The 16,165-nt window shown below is 67.0% G+C and carries 20 protein-coding genes; 7 read left to right on the top strand and 13 right to left on the bottom strand.

Annotated features, from left to right (window positions below; translation table 11 throughout):
- The first annotated feature begins 13 nt into the window (after positions 1 to 13).
- From modB to AC5JDC_RS01145, 3 genes are all read left to right on the top strand, one after another.
- Positions 14 to 715 carry a molybdate ABC transporter permease subunit gene (gene modB / locus AC5JDC_RS01155; protein WP_106770793.1) on the top strand — a complete coding sequence of 234 codons (702 nt, stop codon included), beginning with the start codon at positions 14 to 16 and terminating at the stop codon, positions 713 to 715.
- Positions 712 to 1,806, top strand: coding sequence for a molybdenum ABC transporter ATP-binding protein (modC, locus tag AC5JDC_RS01150; RefSeq protein WP_495838357.1), 1,095 nt, complete (start codon positions 712 to 714; stop codon positions 1,804 to 1,806). The genes modB and modC overlap by 4 nt, the downstream gene beginning before the upstream one ends.
- A 160-nt stretch (positions 1,807 to 1,966) precedes the next feature.
- The gene (locus AC5JDC_RS01145) at positions 1,967 to 2,317 is read left to right on the top strand and encodes a VOC family protein (protein WP_495838355.1); all 351 of its coding nucleotides are present in this window, start codon (positions 1,967 to 1,969) and stop codon (positions 2,315 to 2,317) included.
- 114 nt (positions 2,318 to 2,431) lie between these two features.
- On the opposite strand, the gene pcaF is transcribed toward AC5JDC_RS01145, so the two are convergent.
- From pcaF to AC5JDC_RS01130, 3 genes are read right to left on the bottom strand one after another with little or no spacing between them, the layout of a single operon-like run.
- Positions 2,432 to 3,637 carry a 3-oxoadipyl-CoA thiolase gene (pcaF, locus tag AC5JDC_RS01140; RefSeq protein ID WP_495838353.1) on the bottom strand — a complete coding sequence of 402 codons (1,206 nt, stop codon included), beginning with the start codon at positions 3,635 to 3,637 and terminating at the stop codon, positions 2,432 to 2,434.
- A gap of 1 nt (position 3,638) precedes the next feature.
- The gene (locus AC5JDC_RS01135) at positions 3,639 to 4,430 is read right to left on the bottom strand and encodes a CoA-transferase subunit beta (protein WP_495838351.1); all 792 of its coding nucleotides are present in this window, start codon (positions 4,428 to 4,430) and stop codon (positions 3,639 to 3,641) included.
- Positions 4,427 to 5,284: a CoA transferase subunit A gene (locus AC5JDC_RS01130; RefSeq protein WP_495838349.1), complete on the bottom strand. Its 858-nt coding sequence runs from the start codon at positions 5,282 to 5,284 to the stop codon at positions 4,427 to 4,429. Before AC5JDC_RS01130 ends, AC5JDC_RS01135 begins: the two co-directional genes overlap by 4 nt.
- A gap of 116 nt (positions 5,285 to 5,400) precedes the next feature.
- Between AC5JDC_RS01130 and AC5JDC_RS01125 the strand changes: the two genes are divergently transcribed.
- Entirely contained in the window at positions 5,401 to 6,174 is a 774-nt protein-coding gene (locus AC5JDC_RS01125) for an IclR family transcriptional regulator domain-containing protein (RefSeq protein WP_495838347.1), read from the top strand.
- A 16-nt stretch (positions 6,175 to 6,190) separates the two neighbouring features.
- Here AC5JDC_RS01125 and AC5JDC_RS01120 read toward each other — a convergent pair whose 3' ends face one another.
- The 4 genes from AC5JDC_RS01120 to AC5JDC_RS01105 form a co-directional block, all read right to left on the bottom strand.
- The gene (locus tag AC5JDC_RS01120) at positions 6,191 to 6,910 is read right to left on the bottom strand and encodes an MBL fold metallo-hydrolase (RefSeq protein ID WP_495838345.1); all 720 of its coding nucleotides are present in this window, start codon (positions 6,908 to 6,910) and stop codon (positions 6,191 to 6,193) included.
- A gap of 156 nt (positions 6,911 to 7,066) precedes the next feature.
- Entirely contained in the window at positions 7,067 to 7,606 is a 540-nt protein-coding gene (locus AC5JDC_RS01115; RefSeq protein ID WP_495838343.1) for a copper chaperone PCu(A)C, read from the bottom strand.
- Positions 7,607 to 7,703: 97 nt separating this feature from the next.
- Complete coding sequence (locus AC5JDC_RS01110) at positions 7,704 to 8,087, bottom strand: hypothetical protein (RefSeq protein WP_495838341.1); 384 nt, start codon at positions 8,085 to 8,087, stop codon at positions 7,704 to 7,706.
- A gap of 95 nt (positions 8,088 to 8,182) precedes the next feature.
- Positions 8,183 to 8,620 (bottom strand): Lrp/AsnC family transcriptional regulator, encoded by a 438-nt coding sequence (locus tag AC5JDC_RS01105; RefSeq protein ID WP_495838339.1) that lies wholly within the window; start codon positions 8,618 to 8,620, stop codon positions 8,183 to 8,185.
- A gap of 134 nt (positions 8,621 to 8,754) precedes the next feature.
- Between AC5JDC_RS01105 and rocF the strand changes: the two genes are divergently transcribed.
- Positions 8,755 to 9,675, top strand: coding sequence for an arginase (rocF, locus tag AC5JDC_RS01100; protein ID WP_495838337.1), 921 nt, complete (start codon positions 8,755 to 8,757; stop codon positions 9,673 to 9,675).
- Position 9,676: 1 nt separating this feature from the next.
- Complete coding sequence (gene ocd, locus AC5JDC_RS01095) at positions 9,677 to 10,744, top strand: ornithine cyclodeaminase (RefSeq protein ID WP_495838335.1); 1,068 nt, start codon at positions 9,677 to 9,679, stop codon at positions 10,742 to 10,744.
- Between the two features lie 16 nt (positions 10,745 to 10,760).
- On the opposite strand, the gene AC5JDC_RS01090 is transcribed toward ocd, so the two are convergent.
- The 6 genes from AC5JDC_RS01090 to rsmI form a co-directional block, all read right to left on the bottom strand.
- Positions 10,761 to 10,904: a DUF2474 domain-containing protein gene (locus tag AC5JDC_RS01090; protein ID WP_106770804.1), complete on the bottom strand. Its 144-nt coding sequence runs from the start codon at positions 10,902 to 10,904 to the stop codon at positions 10,761 to 10,763.
- Positions 10,904 to 11,911, bottom strand: coding sequence for a cytochrome d ubiquinol oxidase subunit II (gene cydB / locus AC5JDC_RS01085; RefSeq protein WP_495838333.1), 1,008 nt, complete (start codon positions 11,909 to 11,911; stop codon positions 10,904 to 10,906). Before cydB ends, AC5JDC_RS01090 begins: the two co-directional genes overlap by 1 nt.
- Positions 11,912 to 11,914: 3 nt before the next feature.
- Positions 11,915 to 13,336, bottom strand: a complete 1,422-nt coding sequence (locus AC5JDC_RS01080; RefSeq protein WP_495838331.1) for a cytochrome ubiquinol oxidase subunit I — start codon at positions 13,334 to 13,336, stop codon at positions 11,915 to 11,917.
- Positions 13,337 to 13,637: 301 nt separating this feature from the next.
- Positions 13,638 to 14,465, bottom strand: a complete 828-nt coding sequence (locus AC5JDC_RS01075; protein ID WP_106770807.1) for a cyclase family protein — start codon at positions 14,463 to 14,465, stop codon at positions 13,638 to 13,640.
- 79 nt (positions 14,466 to 14,544) lie between these two features.
- A complete protein-coding gene (locus AC5JDC_RS01070; RefSeq protein WP_495838329.1) occupies positions 14,545 to 14,922 on the bottom strand; it encodes a YraN family protein in 378 nt (125 codons plus the stop codon).
- The gene (rsmI, locus tag AC5JDC_RS01065) at positions 14,909 to 15,826 is read right to left on the bottom strand and encodes a 16S rRNA (cytidine(1402)-2'-O)-methyltransferase (RefSeq protein ID WP_495838327.1); all 918 of its coding nucleotides are present in this window, start codon (positions 15,824 to 15,826) and stop codon (positions 14,909 to 14,911) included. The genes AC5JDC_RS01070 and rsmI overlap by 14 nt, the downstream gene beginning before the upstream one ends.
- Positions 15,827 to 15,950: 124 nt before the next feature.
- Between rsmI and AC5JDC_RS01060 the strand changes: the two genes are divergently transcribed.
- Complete coding sequence (locus AC5JDC_RS01060; protein WP_495838325.1) at positions 15,951 to 16,151, top strand: hypothetical protein; 201 nt, start codon at positions 15,951 to 15,953, stop codon at positions 16,149 to 16,151.
- Positions 16,152 to 16,165: the final 14 nt, after the last annotated feature.

Here is a 16,165-nt window from a genome sequence, read left to right as displayed (position 1 = left end):
ATGATGTGAAGGCATGGAGTGGCTGGACCTCAGCCCGGACGAGTGGAACGCGGTCCGGCTCTCCATAAGGGTGTCTGTCTGGGCGACCGTCGTCGCCCTGCCGTTCGGCATCGCCATCGCCTTCCTGCTGGCGCGCCGGGATTTCTGGGGCAAGTCGCTGCTCAACGGCATCGTGCATCTGCCGCTGATCCTGCCGCCGGTTGTCACCGGCTACCTGCTGCTCATAACCTTCGGCCGGCGCGGCCCGGTCGGCGCGTTCCTGGCCGACAATTTCGGCATCGTCTTCTCCTTCCGCTGGACGGGGGCGGCGCTGGCCTGCGGAGTGATGGCCTTCCCGCTGATGGTGCGGGCGATCCGTCTTTCGATCGAGGCGGTCGACAAAAAACTCGAGGCGGCGGCCGGCACGCTCGGCGCCAACCCAGCCTGGGTGTTCTCCACCATCACGCTGCCGCTGATCTTCCCGGGCATCATCGCCGGCATGATCCTGTCCTTCGCGAAAGCCATGGGCGAGTTCGGCGCCACCATCACCTTCGTCTCCAACATTCCCGGCGAGACGCAGACCCTGCCGTCGGCCATCTACACCTTCACCCAGGTGCCGGGGGGCGATCTCGGCGCCCTGCGGCTCACTTTGGTGTCGATCGTCATCGCCATGATCGCCCTGGTGGCGTCCGAGCTCTTGGCGCGGCGGGTCAGCCGGCGGCTCGAAATCGAATGACGCTGTCGGTCCGCATCAGCCACAAGCAAGGCGATTTCCTGCTTGACGCGGCGTTCGAGAGCAGCGGGCGGCTCACCGCGCTGTTCGGCCCGTCCGGCTCCGGCAAGACGTCGCTGATCAATATGATCGGCGGTTTGGTGCGCCCGCGGGAGGGACGCATCGTCGTAGACGGTCGGGTGCTGGTGGACGCCGACAAGCGCGTGTTCGTGCCCAAGCACCGGCGCCGCATCGGTTACGTCTTCCAGGATGCGCGGCTGTTCCCGCATATGACGGTCGCGCAGAATCTCGGCTATGGCCGCTTCTTCACGCCCGCCGCGGAGCGCTACGCCGACTTTTCCGCCGTGGTCGACCTGCTCGGCATCGGCCATCTGCTCGCCCGCCGGCCGGCCTCGCTGTCGGGCGGCGAGAAGCAGCGCGTGGCGATCGGCCGGGCGCTGATCGCCAGCCCGAAACTCATCCTGATGGACGAGCCGCTCGCCTCGCTCGACGACGCGCGCAAGGCCGAAATCATGCCCTTTCTCGAACGTCTGCGCGACGAGACGAAGATCCCGATCGTCTATGTCAGCCACTCGGTCGGCGAGGTGGCGAGGCTGGCGACGGACGTGGTGGTGCTTTCCGTCGGTACAGTCGCGGCGAGCGGGCCGGCCGCCGATATCCTGTCGCGTTTCGATCTTCTGCCCGAGGAGCAGCGTGGCGAGGCCGGCGCCATGGTCGACCTCACCGTCGCCGGCCAGGAGGAGGCGTTCGGGTTGACGGTGCTGCATGCCGCCGGCGGCGAATGGCGGCTGCCGCGGGTCGATGCGCCGGTCGGCGCAAAAATCCGCGCCCGCGTGCGGGCCCGCGATGTGATGCTATCGCTCGAGCGGCCGCCGGGCATCAGCGCGCTCAACGTGCTTGCAGGAACGATCACCGGCATCTCGGCCGACGGCGGACCGGAGGCGCTGGTCTCGCTGGACTGCGGCGGCGACCGCCTGGCCGCGCGTGTGACGCGCCGTTCGGTGGAGACGCTCGGCCTGCAGCCGGGTGGCCCGGTTTTCGTCGTCGTCAAGGCCGTGACCTTCGACCGCGGAAACATGGGGACGGCCGGCTGATAGCCGGTCGGTTGCGCCGCGCTCCGCCCGGCGTCGTCCAATCTCGCTTTCGTCAAGCTCATGCTTGCTCGGAATGTGGGCGCTGGACGGAAGGCGGTATGCTCCTATTTGGGACCGGTGGGTGGCGTTGTTGCACTGCGCCGCGAGCGAGGAGCCGGCCATGAAAGTCAACCGCATCGTCGCCAACATCGCCACCGATGACGTCGTCGCCGCCAAACGCTTCTACGGCGACGTGCTCGGCCTCGACGTGCTGATGGATCTCGGCTGGATCGCCACCTATGGCAACGCCGAGACGATGAGCGTGCAGGTCAGCATCATGTCGGAAGGCGGATCGGGAACGCCGGTGCCCGACATCTCGGTCGAGGTCGATGATCTCGACGAAGCGCTCCAGCGCGTGCACAAGGCCGGCATTGCCGTCGAATACGGCCCTGCGGAAGAGCCGTGGGGCGTGCGCCGCTTCTTCGTGCGCGACCCGTTCGGACGGCTGGTGAACATTTTGGCGCATCGCTGAGGACGAATGGATCGCGTCGGGCTTGAGGCGGTGCAAACGTCGGCAGGACAGCGGGGCGCTGTCCTGCCACTTTCCATGTACTGGCCGCCAGCCGTCCTGGTTGATAGCTTTCCTTTACACGCGCTCCAGCGCCACCGCGATGCCCTGTCCGACGCCGATGCACATGGTCGCCAGCGCCAGTTTCGCGCCGCGTTCGCGCAGCTCCAGCGCCGCGGTGCCGGTGATGCGAGCGCCCGACATGCCGAGCGGATGGCCGAGCGCGATCGCGCCGCCGTTCGGGTTGACGTGATCCGCATCCTCGGCGATGCCGAGTTCGCGCAGCACGGCGATGCCCTGCGAGGCAAACGCCTCATTCAGCTCGACCACGTCGAGGTCCTCTGGCGAAATGCCCAGCCGCGCGCACAGTTTTTTCGTCGCGGGCGCCGGGCCGATGCCCATGATACGCGGCGCCACGCCGGCGGCCGCGCCGCCGAGGATGCGGGCGATCGGGGTCAGGCCGTGCTTCCTCGCCGCGGCTTCCGAGGCGATGATGAGCGCCGCCGCGCCGTCGTTGACGCCCGACGCATTGCCCGCCGTCACTGTGCCGCCCTCGCGGAACGGCGTCGGCAATCTTGCCAGCGTCTCCACCGTCGTGCCGGCACGCGGGTGCTCATCCTTGGCGACGACGACGGGTTCGCCTTTCCGCTGCGGGATCGTCACCGCAACGATTTCCTTCGTAAGTCGCCCGTTTTCCTGTGCCGCCACGGCTTTATTCTGGCTGCGCACGGCAAAAGCATCCTGATCTGCGCGTGAAATCGCAAAATCCTCGGCGACGTTCTCGCCGGTCTCCGGCATGGAATCGATCCCGTACTGCTTCTTCATCAGCGGGTTGACGAAGCGCCAGCCGATGGTGGTGTCGTAGATCTCGGCGTTGCGCGAGAAGGCGGTGTCGGCCTTGGGCAGGACGAAAGGCGCGCGGCTCATCGATTCGACGCCGCCGGCGATCATCAGCTCGGCCTCGCCCGCCTTGATGGCGCGCGCGGCGGCGATCACCGCGTCCATGCCGGAACCGCACAGCCGGTTGATCGTGGTGCCCGGCACCTCCTGGGGCAGGCCGGCCAGCAGCAGCGCCATGCGCGCGACGTTGCGGTTGTCCTCGCCGGCTTGGTTGGCGCAGCCGAAAATCACGTCGTCGACCGCGGCCCAGTCGACCGCCGCGTTGCGTTCGGCCAGCGCCCGCAGCGGGATGGCGCCGAGGTCGTCCGTGCGCACGGAGGAGAGCGCCCCGCCGAACCGACCGATCGGGGTGCGGATATAGTCGCAGATATAGGCTTCGGTCATGCTAGGCCGCCTTCCCCTTCTTCGCGGTCCCCGCATGCGCCGCCTTGGTGCGGGCCTGCAGGTCGCGCAGCGTCTTCAGTTCCAGTTCGGTCGGGGCAGGGGTCTCCTCCAGCCGCTCGGCGAACTTCACCGTCCAGCCGCAGGTCTCCTGCACCGTCTCGCGGGTGGCGCCGGGATGCAGCGAGACCACGGTGAACTCCCTGGTCTCAGGATCCGGTTTCCAGATCGCGAGGTCGGTGATGAGCAGGGTCGGGCCGACCGTGTCAATACCGAGGCGCTTGCGATGATCGCCGCCGTCGCCATGGCCGAAGGAGGTGAAGAAATCGATCTTCTCGACCATACCGCGCTTCGACTGCGCCATGGTGATGTAGACCTGTTGCGACGAGGTGGCTATCTCCGGAGCGCCGCCGCCACCGGGCAGCCGGGTCTTGGGGTGCGCGTAGTCGCCGATGACGGTCGTGTTGATGTTGCCGAACTTGTCCAGTTGGGCGGCGCCGAGGAAGCCGATGGTGACGCGACCGCCCTGCAGCCAGTAGCGGAACATCTCCGGCACGGGGACCGTGGTGACGGCCGTCTCGCACAATTCCCCGTCGCCGATCGACAGCGGCAGCACGTCGGGCGCGGTGCCGATCGTGCCGCTCTCGTAGATCAGCGTGATGTCCGGCGCGTGCGTCAGCCGCGCCACGTTGCAGGCGGCCGACGGCGCGCCGATGCCGACGAAGCAGACGTCGTCGCTCCTCAGCGCGCGCGAGGCGGCGATCGTCATCATCTCGTTGGGCGTGAAGTCGCTCATGCCGCTTTCCTCAGATGCGCGACGCGCCCGGCGAAATCGTCGGCGCTCTTTTCGATGACGTTTTCCTGCATCCACACCCGAAATCTCTCGCGGTCCGAGGCGATCTCGTCCCATTCCAGGTAGGCGGCATTGTCGCGGGCGTAGTAGCCGTGGGTGTAGGACGGATGCGAGCCGCCGGGCACTACGGCGATCGCATGTACCGTCCAGGACGGCAGGATGCAGGCATTGGGATGGATGCCGGCGAAATCGTCCACGACCTCCTCGACCGTCACCACCGCGCGCTTGGCCGCCAGCACGGCCTCCTTCTGGATGCCGATGATGCCTTCCACCAGCACGTTGCCCTTGTGGTCGGCTTTTTGCGCGTGGATGAAGGTTACGTCCGGCCTGAGCGCTGGAACGGCCGCCAGTTTTTCGCCGGTGAAGGGGCAGACGATCGACTTGATGTTCGGATTGACCCTAGCCAGTTCGGCGCCGCGATAGCCGCGAAAGACCGCGCAGGGCAGACCGGCCGCGCCCGCCTCGTAGGCGTTGGCCATGGCGGCGTGAGAATGCTCCTCGATCTCCAGCGGCTGCGGAAAGCCGTTCTCGACCGCGTCGCGGAGGCGCCGCAGCAACCCGACGCCGGGATTGCCGGCATAGGAGAACACCGCCTTGTTGGCCATGCCCATGCCGATCATCTGGTCGTAGACAAGGTCCGGCGTCATGCGCACCAGCGTCAGGTCCCTAAAACCCTGGCGGATCGCCTCATGCGCGGCCGCGGTCGGGATCAGGTGGGTGAAGCCTTCGAAGGCGGCAGTGTCGCCGTCGTTCAAGTTATCGGACACCGCCCGGCTGAGCGGCAGGAACGTCGCCATGGCACCACCTCAATCCAGAAAGTTCGAATTGCGAACTTTTGTTTTGTATGCGATATTATCCGGCCGATGCCGCCGAAGTCAATGAGGCGGTCTGCCGCTTGGAGAACACCGCGTCCATGCCTGACACCATGCCGTCGCGCGACCTCGTCGGCTCGCTGGAGAAAGGGCTGGGCGTGCTGGAGATTCTTGCCGGCAACCCGGCCGGGCTGACGCTGACCGAGACAGCGGAGCGGGCCGGACTGACGCGGGCCGGCGCCCGGCGCCTGCTGCTCACGCTGGCCTCCGCCGGCTATGCCAATCAGACCGGCCGGCAGTTCGTGCTGTCGCCGCGTCTTCTCTCGTTGGCGCGGACCTGGCTCGAAGGCACATCGCTCTGGTCCTTCGCCGAGCCGTTCATGCGCGAAGTCGCGGCCGGGATGAACGAATCCTGCTCGGCCGCGGTGCTGTCGGGGCATGACGTCGTTTATGTTGCCCGCATTCCCGGCGCCCGCATCATGCGCGTCGCCCTGCAGGTCGGCACGCGGCTGCCGGCCTATTGCACATCGATGGGCAGGGTGCTGCTCACCGGAATGACGCCGGAGCAACTGACCGAATTTCTGGCCGGGGCTCGGATCGAGGCGAACACGTCGAAGACGATCACCGACCGGGGCGAGATCGCCGAAAGGGTGCGGCAGGCCGCGGAGCAAGGGTTTGCGATCGTCGATGAGGAACTGGAACTCGGCTTGCGCTCGATCGCCGTGCCGGTACGCGACCGCCAGGGAAGGATCGCTGCGGCGATCAACGTATCCACCCAGTCGGCGCGTTTTTCGGTGGCGGAGATGAGGCGCACCGTGCTGCCGCCGCTCAAGCGCGCGGCGGCGCGGATCGAGGATTATTTCGCGGTTCAGTGAAGACCGCACCTTCAGTCTAACGTCCCGCCTTGTCCTCGACATAGCCGCGCGCGATCTCGTGCAGGCGCGCCCTGCCGAAGCTGGCGCCATGTCCGCCATGGACGATGCTCACGTCGAGCTCGGCCAGTCGCCGCATGGTGCGGACATAGTCCGGAATATCCGCTCCGGTTATGTCGTCGATCAACTGGTCGTCGTAGATCGCGTCTCCGGAAAAGAATTCGCCGTTCCACTCGTCGAGCAGGCCGATCGACCCCGGCGAATGTCCGGGCAGATGCAGCACGCGAAAGACGCGGCCGCCGGTATCGATCCTGTCGCCTTCGCCGAGCAGCTCGATCAGCGGTGCCGGCATGAGCCTGTAGTCCTCGAGCCGATAGCCGGGTTCCGGCAGCCGCTCCAGAATGTCCTCATGATTGACGAACCACGATGCGAAGGTGCCTTCGTCGTTCATCGTGGAAAAGACCTCGGCCTCGGCTTCATGGCCGGCGCGGCGCGCATATTCGTGGAAACTGCCGACATGGTCGACATGCGCGTGGGTAGCTACCGCGAGCACCGGCCTGCCGGAGCCCGGCAGGGCGGCCGACAGGCTGGCGACGCCGTTGCCGAAGTCCAGCTGGATGTCGAAGTCGCGACCCTCGATCCGGTAGAGATTGGCGCGGAAGAAGGGGTGGACGAAGGGCTCCGTGATCAGCGTGACGCCGGGCGAGATTGGGCGGATCTCGAACCAGGTGTCCGGCATGGCGGCTCTCCCTACAGGTCGATGGACTGCGTCAGCTTAACGGGGAAGGGGCGGGGGCGCCACGTCGTGCTCCCGCTCCCCTGTCCGGCTGGCGCCCTCGTGGTTCGGGAGCCAGATGCAGGCCGGCGCAGGCGCTGCTCCCGAAACCAGAGCCGCCTAATGCTGCGAGTGATCGGCCTCGCCGCTCTTCGCCTCGACGGCGAATTCGACGTCCACCGTGCCGGCCTTCTCGAAGGTCAGGGTTCCTGGGAACTTCACGCCGGCCTTGGGCTCCTGCTTCAGGTCCATGAACATGATGTGGAAGGAGCCGGGCTTCAGCGCGACCTCGCCATGAGCGGGGATGTCGATGCCGTCCGGGACGGGGCGCATGGTCATCACGCCGTCGGCATTGACGCTCATCTCGTGGATTTCCGTCTTGCCGGCGATTGCCGAACTCACGGAGAGGAGGCGGTCGGCCTCCGCTCCGTGGTTGTTGAGCACCAGGTAGCCGGCAGCGACCTTGGCGCCGGCCGGTACCTCGCGCGACCAGGGGTGGTCGATCTCGATCTCCCCGAGCTTGAACTCGTGCGCCCAGAGCGGACGCGAGAGGGCGAAGAGCAGCATGAGCGTGAAAGCCGCGAGGCCGATCCGCTCCTCGATGCTGCGGAAGCGGGCGAGAGCGACGCTGCGCGTCGGCGTGTCTATGAAGGGTTTCATTGGGGTGTCCATGGATTGGGTCGCGGCTCGAATGGCCGCGCGAACGGAAATGAGCGGGATCGACCGCCCGGTGGCGCAGACGCCACCCGGCGGTCCGTCAACCGGCGCGAGGCGGCGCTCGCGGGCTGGCCGGATCATGCGGGTCGGCCGGAACGGCGATTTCCCGCGCGAGCAGAGGCGGCGTACCCGGCCCGGTCGGAAAGGCGACGGCAAGCCACGCATGAAGCGGTGGCAGCGCGGCAAGCGGAGCGCCCGTCGCACAGCCCAGCAGGCAGCATGCGGGCGGCGGGCCGTGCTCGGAGCCGGGCGCCGGCAGGTCATGGTTGGCGCTGGTGATGCAGAGCGGATTGCCGAAGGCATCGAGCGGAACGTGCTGCCTGCCGGCTGCCAGCGCGAAGCTGCCGGAGAGCGCCTGGACGAGCAGCAGCCAGGCCGCGGCGAGCGCGACCCCGAGCCTCCGTGCTGTCCAGCCTTTCCTCACCCGCAAAACCTTCGATCGTTCGACCTTCACGTAGCATGGAGAGGCACGTCAGCGAACCCGCATCGTCGCGCTGCGGCAACGTGCCGTGCTCCGAGCTACAGCCGCGCCCTGGTCGTCCGCGGCGTGGCGAGCAGCAGGCTGGTCTCGGAACCGGTGATGCCGGGGATCAGGCGGATGCGCCGCAGCACGGCGTCGAATTCGGTCAGCGTGGCGGTGCCGAGCTCGACCACCAGGTCCCAGCGGCCGTTTGTCGTATGGACCGTGGAGACCTCGGACAGGCCGCCCAGCGTGCGGATCACCCGGTCGGCGGCGTGGCCCTCGATCTCGATCATCATGATGCCGCGCACCCGCTGGTCGACCGCGTCGGCGCGCAGGATGACCGTGTAGCCAAGAATCTCGCCCGACTTCTCCAGCCGCTCCATGCGCGCACGCACCGTCGCGCGCGACACGCCGAGATCGATCGCGAGGTCGGAGATGCTGCGCCGCGCCTCGTGCCGCAGCAGGGTGATCAGCTTTTCGTCGAGCGTGTTCATTCTGCCGATTTGGTGGTTGAACCGACCGTTTTGCTAGCATGAATGAATGAATTTGCCAATTTTACCTGTTCGTTTCGCCGGTCTTTGCGGGTGAAATCCTTTCCACTCACAAGAACGAAGACGAGGGTTTCACCATGCTGTGCAGGATCGTTGGCGCGCCCGTCCAGGACGGCGCCGGCCGCATGGGCTGCGAGATGGGGCCGAGCGCGCTGCGCACTGCCGGTCTGGTCGCGGCGCTGCGTGAACTCGGCCATGAGGTGGAAGATCTCGGCGCCGTGCAGCCGGCCGCCCCGCGGCCGGTCGTCCATGGCAACGTGGCACTGAAAGCGCTGCCCGAGATTTCAGCCTGGACGGCGGTGATCGCCGAACGCGCCTATCAGGCGAGCGATGGCGGCATGCCGATCTTCCTCGGCGGCGACCATTCGATCTCGGCCGGCACCTTGGCGGGGCTCGCCCGCCGCGCTGCCGAGCGCCGCCGGCCGCTCTTCGTGCTGTGGCTCGACGCCCATCCCGATTTCCACACGCTCGACACCACGAGCAGCGGCAACCTGCACGGCGTGCCGCTCGCCTATGCCGCCGGCCAGCCGGGTTTTTCCGGCTATTTCCCCGATTTGCCGGCGACGGTCGATCCGAAGCGCATCTGTGCACTCGGCCTGCGCAGCGTCGATCCGGCCGAGCGCCGGGCGCTGGCGGAGGCCGGCGTCACCGTTCACGACATGCGCGCCGTCGACGAGCACGGCGTCGCGCCGCTGCTGCGCGCCTTCCTGGAGCGTGTCGCGGCGGAAGACGGCCTCCTGCATGTCAGCCTCGACGTCGACTTCCTCGACCCGTCGATCGCTCCGGCAGTCGGCACGACGGTGCCCGGTGGCGCCACCTTCCGCGAGGCGCATCTGGTCATGGAGATGCTGTCCGACAGCGGGCTCGTCGCCAGCCTCGACCTGGTCGAGCTCAATCCCTTCCTCGACGAGCGCGGCCGCACCGCCACCCTGATGGTCGATCTCACCGCCAGCCTGATGGGCCGCCGCATCATGGACCGTCCGACCAGGAGTTTTTGACATGACCGCGCCCAAGCTGAACATCGTCCCCTTCGTCAGCGTCGACCACATGATGAAGCTGGTGCTGGCGGTCGGCATCGAGCGCTTCCTGACGGAGCTCGCCGGCTACATCGAGCACGATTTCCGCCGCTGGGAATTGTTCGACAAGACGCCACGGGTCGCCTCGCACAGCCATGACGGGGTCATCGAGCTGATGCCGACCAGCGACGGAAAGCTGTACGGATTCAAATACGTCAACGGCCATCCGAAGAACACGCGCGAGGGCCTGCAGACCGTCACTGCCTTCGGCGTGCTCGCCGATGTCGGCAGCGGTTATCCGATGCTGCTCACCGAGATGACCATCCTGACGGCGCTGCGCACCGCTGCCATGTCGGCGGTCGCCGCGAAATACCTGGCGCCGCTGGACGCCCGCACCATGGCGCTGATCGGCAACGGCGCGCAGGCGGAGTTCCAGGCTGTTGCCTTCAAGGCGATCGTCGGCATCGACCGGCTCCGTCTCTACGATGTTGATTCAAGCGCCTCGCGCAAGTGCGCGAAAAACCTGGCGGGAATGGGTTTCGACATCGTCATCTGCGCCTCGGGCCAGGAGGCGGTCGAGGGGGCAGACATCATCACCACGGTCACTGCCGACAAGCAGTATGCGACCATCCTCACCGACAACATGGTCGGCCCCGGCGTGCACATCAACGCCATCGGCGGCGACTGCCCCGGCAAGACGGAACTGCATCGCGACATCCTGCTGCGCTCCGACATATTCGTCGAGTTCCCGCCGCAGACGCGCATCGAGGGCGAGATCCAGCAGCTTGCCGCCGACCATCCCGTCACCGAACTCTGGCAGGTGATCGCCGGCCATGCGCCTGGCCGTTCGGGTGAGCGGCAGATCACGCTGTTCGATTCGGTCGGTTTCGCCATCGAGGACTTTTCGGCGCTGCGCTACGTCCGCGACAAGCTACGCGACACCGGCCTCTACGAGGAGCTCGACCTGCTCGCTGACCCGGACGAGCCGCGCGACCTGTTCGGCATGCTGCTGCGCGCCGAGGCGGCGCAGGCAAAGGCGGTGGTGGGGTAGGGAGCGGCACCAACCCTTATACTGTCAGCCCCGCAAGATTCATGATCAGGCGGAAGGCGAGCGCCACCAGCCCGAGTGCCAGCACGCTCGCCGTCCAGATCAGCACCAGCCAGCCGATCCGCTTCAGCCAGGAATCCGGCGCAGGCGAGGGGGCAGCCATCAGTGGTAGCCTTCGCCGGCCTTCACCTTGCCGCGGAAGACGTAATAAGACCAGGCGGTGTAGGCGAGGATGATCGGGATGATGAACAGTGCCCCGACCAGCGCGAAGCCCATGCTCTGCGGCGGCGCCGCGGCCTCACGAATGGAAACTTCGGGCGGGATGATGTTGGGCCAAAGGCTGATGGCGAGCCCGCTGTAGCCGAGGAACAGCAGGAACAGCGCCAGCACGAAGGGCGCGACATGCGGCGTCCGGCCGAGGCTGTGGAGGATCGCCCAGGCGCTGGCCAGCACCAGGATCGGCACCGGCGAGAAGAAGACGATGTTGGGGAAGGTGAACCAGCGCTCGGCGATCGCGGGATGGGCGAGCGGCGTCCACAGGCTGACCAGGCCGATGACGACGACCAGCGCGATGGTGATCGGCCGCGCCAGCGCCACCATGCGCTCATGCAGCGCCCCCTCGGTCTTGATGATCAGCCAGGTGCAGCCGAGCAGCGCATAGGCGACCAGCAGTCCCAGTCCGGTGAACAGGCCGAAGGGCGTAATCCAGTCGAGCGCGCCGCCCACATAGGCGCCGTTCTGCATCGGAAAGCCGTTGAGAAAGGCACCGAGCGATACGCCCTGGAAGAAGGTGGCGAGATAGGAGCCGCCGGCGAAGGCCCAGTCCCAGTAGCGCTTGTGGTGCTCGTCGGCCTTGAAGCGGAACTCGAAGGCGACGCCGCGCCAGATAAGCCCGAGCAGCATCAGCACCAGAGGCAGATAGAGCGCGCTGAGGATCACCGAATAGGCCAGGGGGAACGCCGCCAGAAGCCCGGCGCCGCCCAGCACGAGCCAGGTCTCGTTGCCGTCCCAGACCGGCGCCACGGTGTTGACCATGACGTCGCGGTCGTCGCGCTCGCCGACGAACGGGAACAGGATGCCGATGCCGAGATCAAACCCGTCCATGACGACATACATCATCAGGCCGAAGCCGATGATGACGGCCCAGATCACCGGAAGATCGATGCCCATGATCTAGCTCCTCGCCTGTTCGGTCGCGTCGGGATGGTCGGGCGCGGCAGAAAGCGGGCGGGCGGGCCGCGCGGCGCTGCTGCTGCCGCCGGTCGGCTCGTCCTCGCCGGTCTCGGGTCCCTTGCCGACCAGCTTCAGCATGTAGCGCGTGCCGATGCCGAATATGAAAAGATAGGCGACCACGAAGATGACGAGGGTGACGCTCATGGTCAGCGCCGAATGATTGGACACCGCATCTCGGGTGCGCATAACGCCGTAGACGATCCAGGGCTGGCGGCCGATCTCGGTCGTGTACCAGCCGGCGAGGATGGCGATCAGCCCGGCCGGGCCCATCCAGGTGGCGAAATGCAGGAAGGGCCGCGACCGGTACAGGACGCCGCGCCAGCGCTGCAATAGCGCCCAGCCGCCGAGCAAAAGCATCAGCAGGCCCATGCCGACCATGATGCGGAAGGTCCAGAAGACGATGGTGGAGTTTGGCCGGTCCTCGGGCGGGAAGTCCTTCAAGGCGGGAACCTGGCCGTCCCAGCTATGGGTCAGGATCAGGCTGCCGAGATGAGGCACCTGCACGGCGAAGCGCGTCGTCTCGGCCTCCATGTCGGGCCAGCCGAACAGGTTGAGCGGCACGGCCTCGCCCGGCGTGTTCTCCCAATGGCCTTCCAGCGCCGCGATCTTGGCCGGCTGGTGCTCCAGGGTGTTGAGGCCGTGCAGGTCGCCGACGACGACCTGGATCGGCGCTGTGACCAGCAGCATCCACATCGCCATCGACAGCATAGTGCGAACGCGGTCGTTGTCGTTGCCGCGCAGCAGGTGCCATGCGGCCGAAGCGCCGACAAACAGCGCCGTCGACAGGTAGGCGGCGATGGTCATGTGGGCGAGGCGATAGGGGAAGGAGGGGTTGAAGATCACCTCGAACCAGTTCACCGGCACCACGATGCCGTCGACGATCTCGAAACCCTGCGGCGTCTGCATCCAACTGTTGGAGGCGAGGATCCAGGTGGCCGAGATCAGCGTGCCCAGGGCCACCATGATGGTGGAAAAGAAGTGCAGCCCCGGCCCGACACGGTTCCAGCCGAACAGCATGACCCCGAGGAAGCCTGCCTCGAGGAAGAAGGCGGTCAGCACCTCATAGGCGAGCAGCGGACCGGTGACACTGCCAGCGAAGGCCGAGAAATAGCTCCAGTTGGTGCCGAACTGATACGCCATGACGAGGCCCGAGACCACGCCCATGGCGAAGTTGACGGCAAAGATCTTCGACCAGAAATGGTAGAGGTCGCGGTAGACCGTGTCGCGCTTCCACAGCCAAAGGCCTTCCAGCACGGCGAGGTAGCTCGCCAGCCCGATGGTGATGGCCGGGAATATGATGTGGAAGGAGATGGTGAAGCCGAACTGGATGCGCGCCAATTCCAGTGCCGTCAGGCCGAACATGCCGCGCCTCCCACGAAGCGGACCCGGCCGGATCGCGCTGGGTCGGGTCCGGCCGTCGCCTGTACGGATGAATACCTCGATCGAGCGGCTATGGTCCTCGGCCGGTGGGTCACGGCAGGTCCTCTCGCTTTGGTTGCTGCACCATAGCCTATTCGGCCGGGAGGGTGCAGTCCTTGCGGCGTTGCGCCACTGCGACGCTCCGTCCCGCGGGCCGGGAACGGCGAGAGGTTCGGCCGCCCACCAGGCCCGCGGGCCGCTTCTCCTTGCGCGTGGATATCTGCCGGGAGGGGCTATTTTCCCCTCAAACCAGCGCGAAAATCCGCGCCGGACCGCCGGTGCCGCCGCGCACCTTCGGCGCACCGACGACGATGGTCGCACCCTTGGCCGGAACATTGCCGAGATTGGCGACGCCCTCGATGCCGTAGCGGCCGGACGACAGCCAGGTCTTGTGGACGATGAAGTCCGGCGAGGCGCCGAAATCGAGCGACAGCGTGTCCACCGCGATCGCCTTGATCGACGGCTGCTCGATCAGATACTGCGCCGCCTCGACATGGAAGCCGGGAAAATGCAGGCTCTTGCCGTCGGCGCTGGCGTTGCGGAATTTTTCGGTGCCGAGATGCGCGCCCCAGCCGGAATGCATGGCCACGACCGCACCGGCCGGCAGATCGCCGTTCTTGTCGACCCAGGCCTTGATGTCGTCGGGGGTCACTTGCGCATCCGCGTTCTCGGCCGCCTTGGCGGCGATGTCGATCACCACCAGCGGCGCGATCAGATCCTCCACCGGCAGTTCTGCGACCGACTTGCCGTCGGCGGTGAAATGCAGCGGCGCGTCGATATGCGTGCCGGTATGCTCGCTCACGCGCAGTTCGTAGAGGTTGAAGGTATCCTTCGCAAAGTCGAACTTCTTGTCATAGAAAAGCTGCTGTCCGCCGAAATAGGTCGGGAAGGTGTCGTAGAGTTCGTGCGTAAGATCCTCGGCCTTGGTCGGGGTCTCGGCCGCGAACAAAGGCGCCGGCGGGGCGGCGACGGCAAGCGCGGCGCCCGCTGCCGCGGCCAGCCCGCCCCTGAAGAAGCTGCGGCGGCTCAGCATGTCGGATTTTACGGCGTCGATGACGCAATGATGGCACATGGTTCTTGCTCCCTCTGGCTGTGCAGGAGACAAGAGTGATTGGTTGGCGAAGTGCGCGCAAGCGGCGTTTTTTGCGAAACTAGTTCCTGCCGAAGAACACGTTTTCCACATGCACCGGCCAGCGCCATGGCAGCACCGCCACCATGTCGAAGCGGATCGACAGGCGGCCGAAATCGCGCTGCCTGGAGAGCCACAGGTCGGCGGCGCCCTCGATGCGGCGCTCCGACTCGCGCGAAAGCGCATCCATGGCCTCGATCAGCGTCGGCCGCGCCTTGACCTCCACGATCAGCACGAGGTCTCCGCGCCTGGCGATCAGGTCGATCTCGCCGAGCTTGGTGCGGTAACGGCGCGCGACGATGCGGAACCCCTTCGCCATCAGCGCGAGCGCCGCCAGCCACTCGCCGCGGTGCCCGCGCCGGTAGGCCTTCAGCCGAAAGCGGGCCTCATCCGTCCGCATCCGCCCTGAGTTCCATCAGCCGGCGGTAGAGGTCGGGCTTGCGGGCGCCGGTCATGCGCGCCGCCTCGGCGGCGGCCTTGGAGGCCGGCATCTCGGCGGCGAGCGCCAGCAGCAACCGGTCGACCTCTCCCGCATCGGCAGCTTCCCGCTCGGCGGGCGGGGCGACACACACCACGATCTCGCCTTTCGGCGTGTCGGCGGCGGCATAGTTTTCCGCCAGTTCCGGCAGGCTGCCGGTACGCATCTCTTCGAACGTCTTGGTCAACTCGCGGCCGACCGCTGCGGCGCGGTCCCCCAGCACCTCGGCCATCGCTGCCAACGTATCGGCCAGCCTGCGAGGCGATTCGAAGAAGACCAGCGTCGCCGGGACCGCCTTCAACTCCTCCAGCCGCGTACGGCGCTGACCGTCCTTGACCGGCAGGAAACCGGCGAACAGGAAGGTGTCGGAGGGCAGGCCGGACGCCGTCAGCGCGGCCAGCACCGCCGACGGGCCGGGAATGGGGACGACGCGGACCCCCGCCTTCAGCGCCTCCCCGACCAGCCGGAAGCCCGGATCGGAGACCAGCGGCGTGCCGGCATCCGAGACCAGCGCGACGCTTCTGCCGGCGGCCAGCGCCTCGAGCAGGCGCGGTCCCGCCTCGGCGGCATTGTGCTCATGATAGGCGGTGGTGCGCCGGCGCATGCCGTAGCGCTCGAGCAGGACGCGGGTGACGCGCGTGTCCTCGCAGGCGAGCACGTCCGCGGCCGCCAGGGTCTCCAGAGCCCGCAGCGTGATGTCGCCGAGATTGCCGATCGGGGTGGCAACCAGATAGAGCGCCTGTTCGAGCGGTCGTGCCGCGATCTCGGCCTGGCCGACGACGAAAACGCGCTTGTCGAGACTGTCCTTCACGCCCCAAGACTCCATTCCGGCGCCTTGTGCCATGCCGCGCCGGCAAATGGCAAAGAAACTCGTTTCGTCGCCGTAATTTCGCCGAGGTGGCGGAACGAAGTCTTCCCATGCGCGTTGACGGCGGCCTGAGGAGGATGTGATGGATTCGCTGCAGATCCAGGACGCTTTTACCCCCTACTATGCCGGCGGCAAGCAGGCGAAAACGCAGGCTGTGCGCAAGCAGGCCGACGCCGTGCCGGGCGAGAAGACGGCAATTTCCGCGGCCGACGTGAGGGCCCGGCTGGAGGCGTGCCGCGAGCGGCTTGCCCGCGCCATCGCCGCCGAGAAGAAAGGCCGCTGATCCGGTGCCGCTGC

Source organism: Kumtagia sp. (assembly GCF_059502445.1).
Note: the sequence above shows the minus strand (reverse complement) of the source record. Positions and strands in the feature narration are given on the sequence as shown.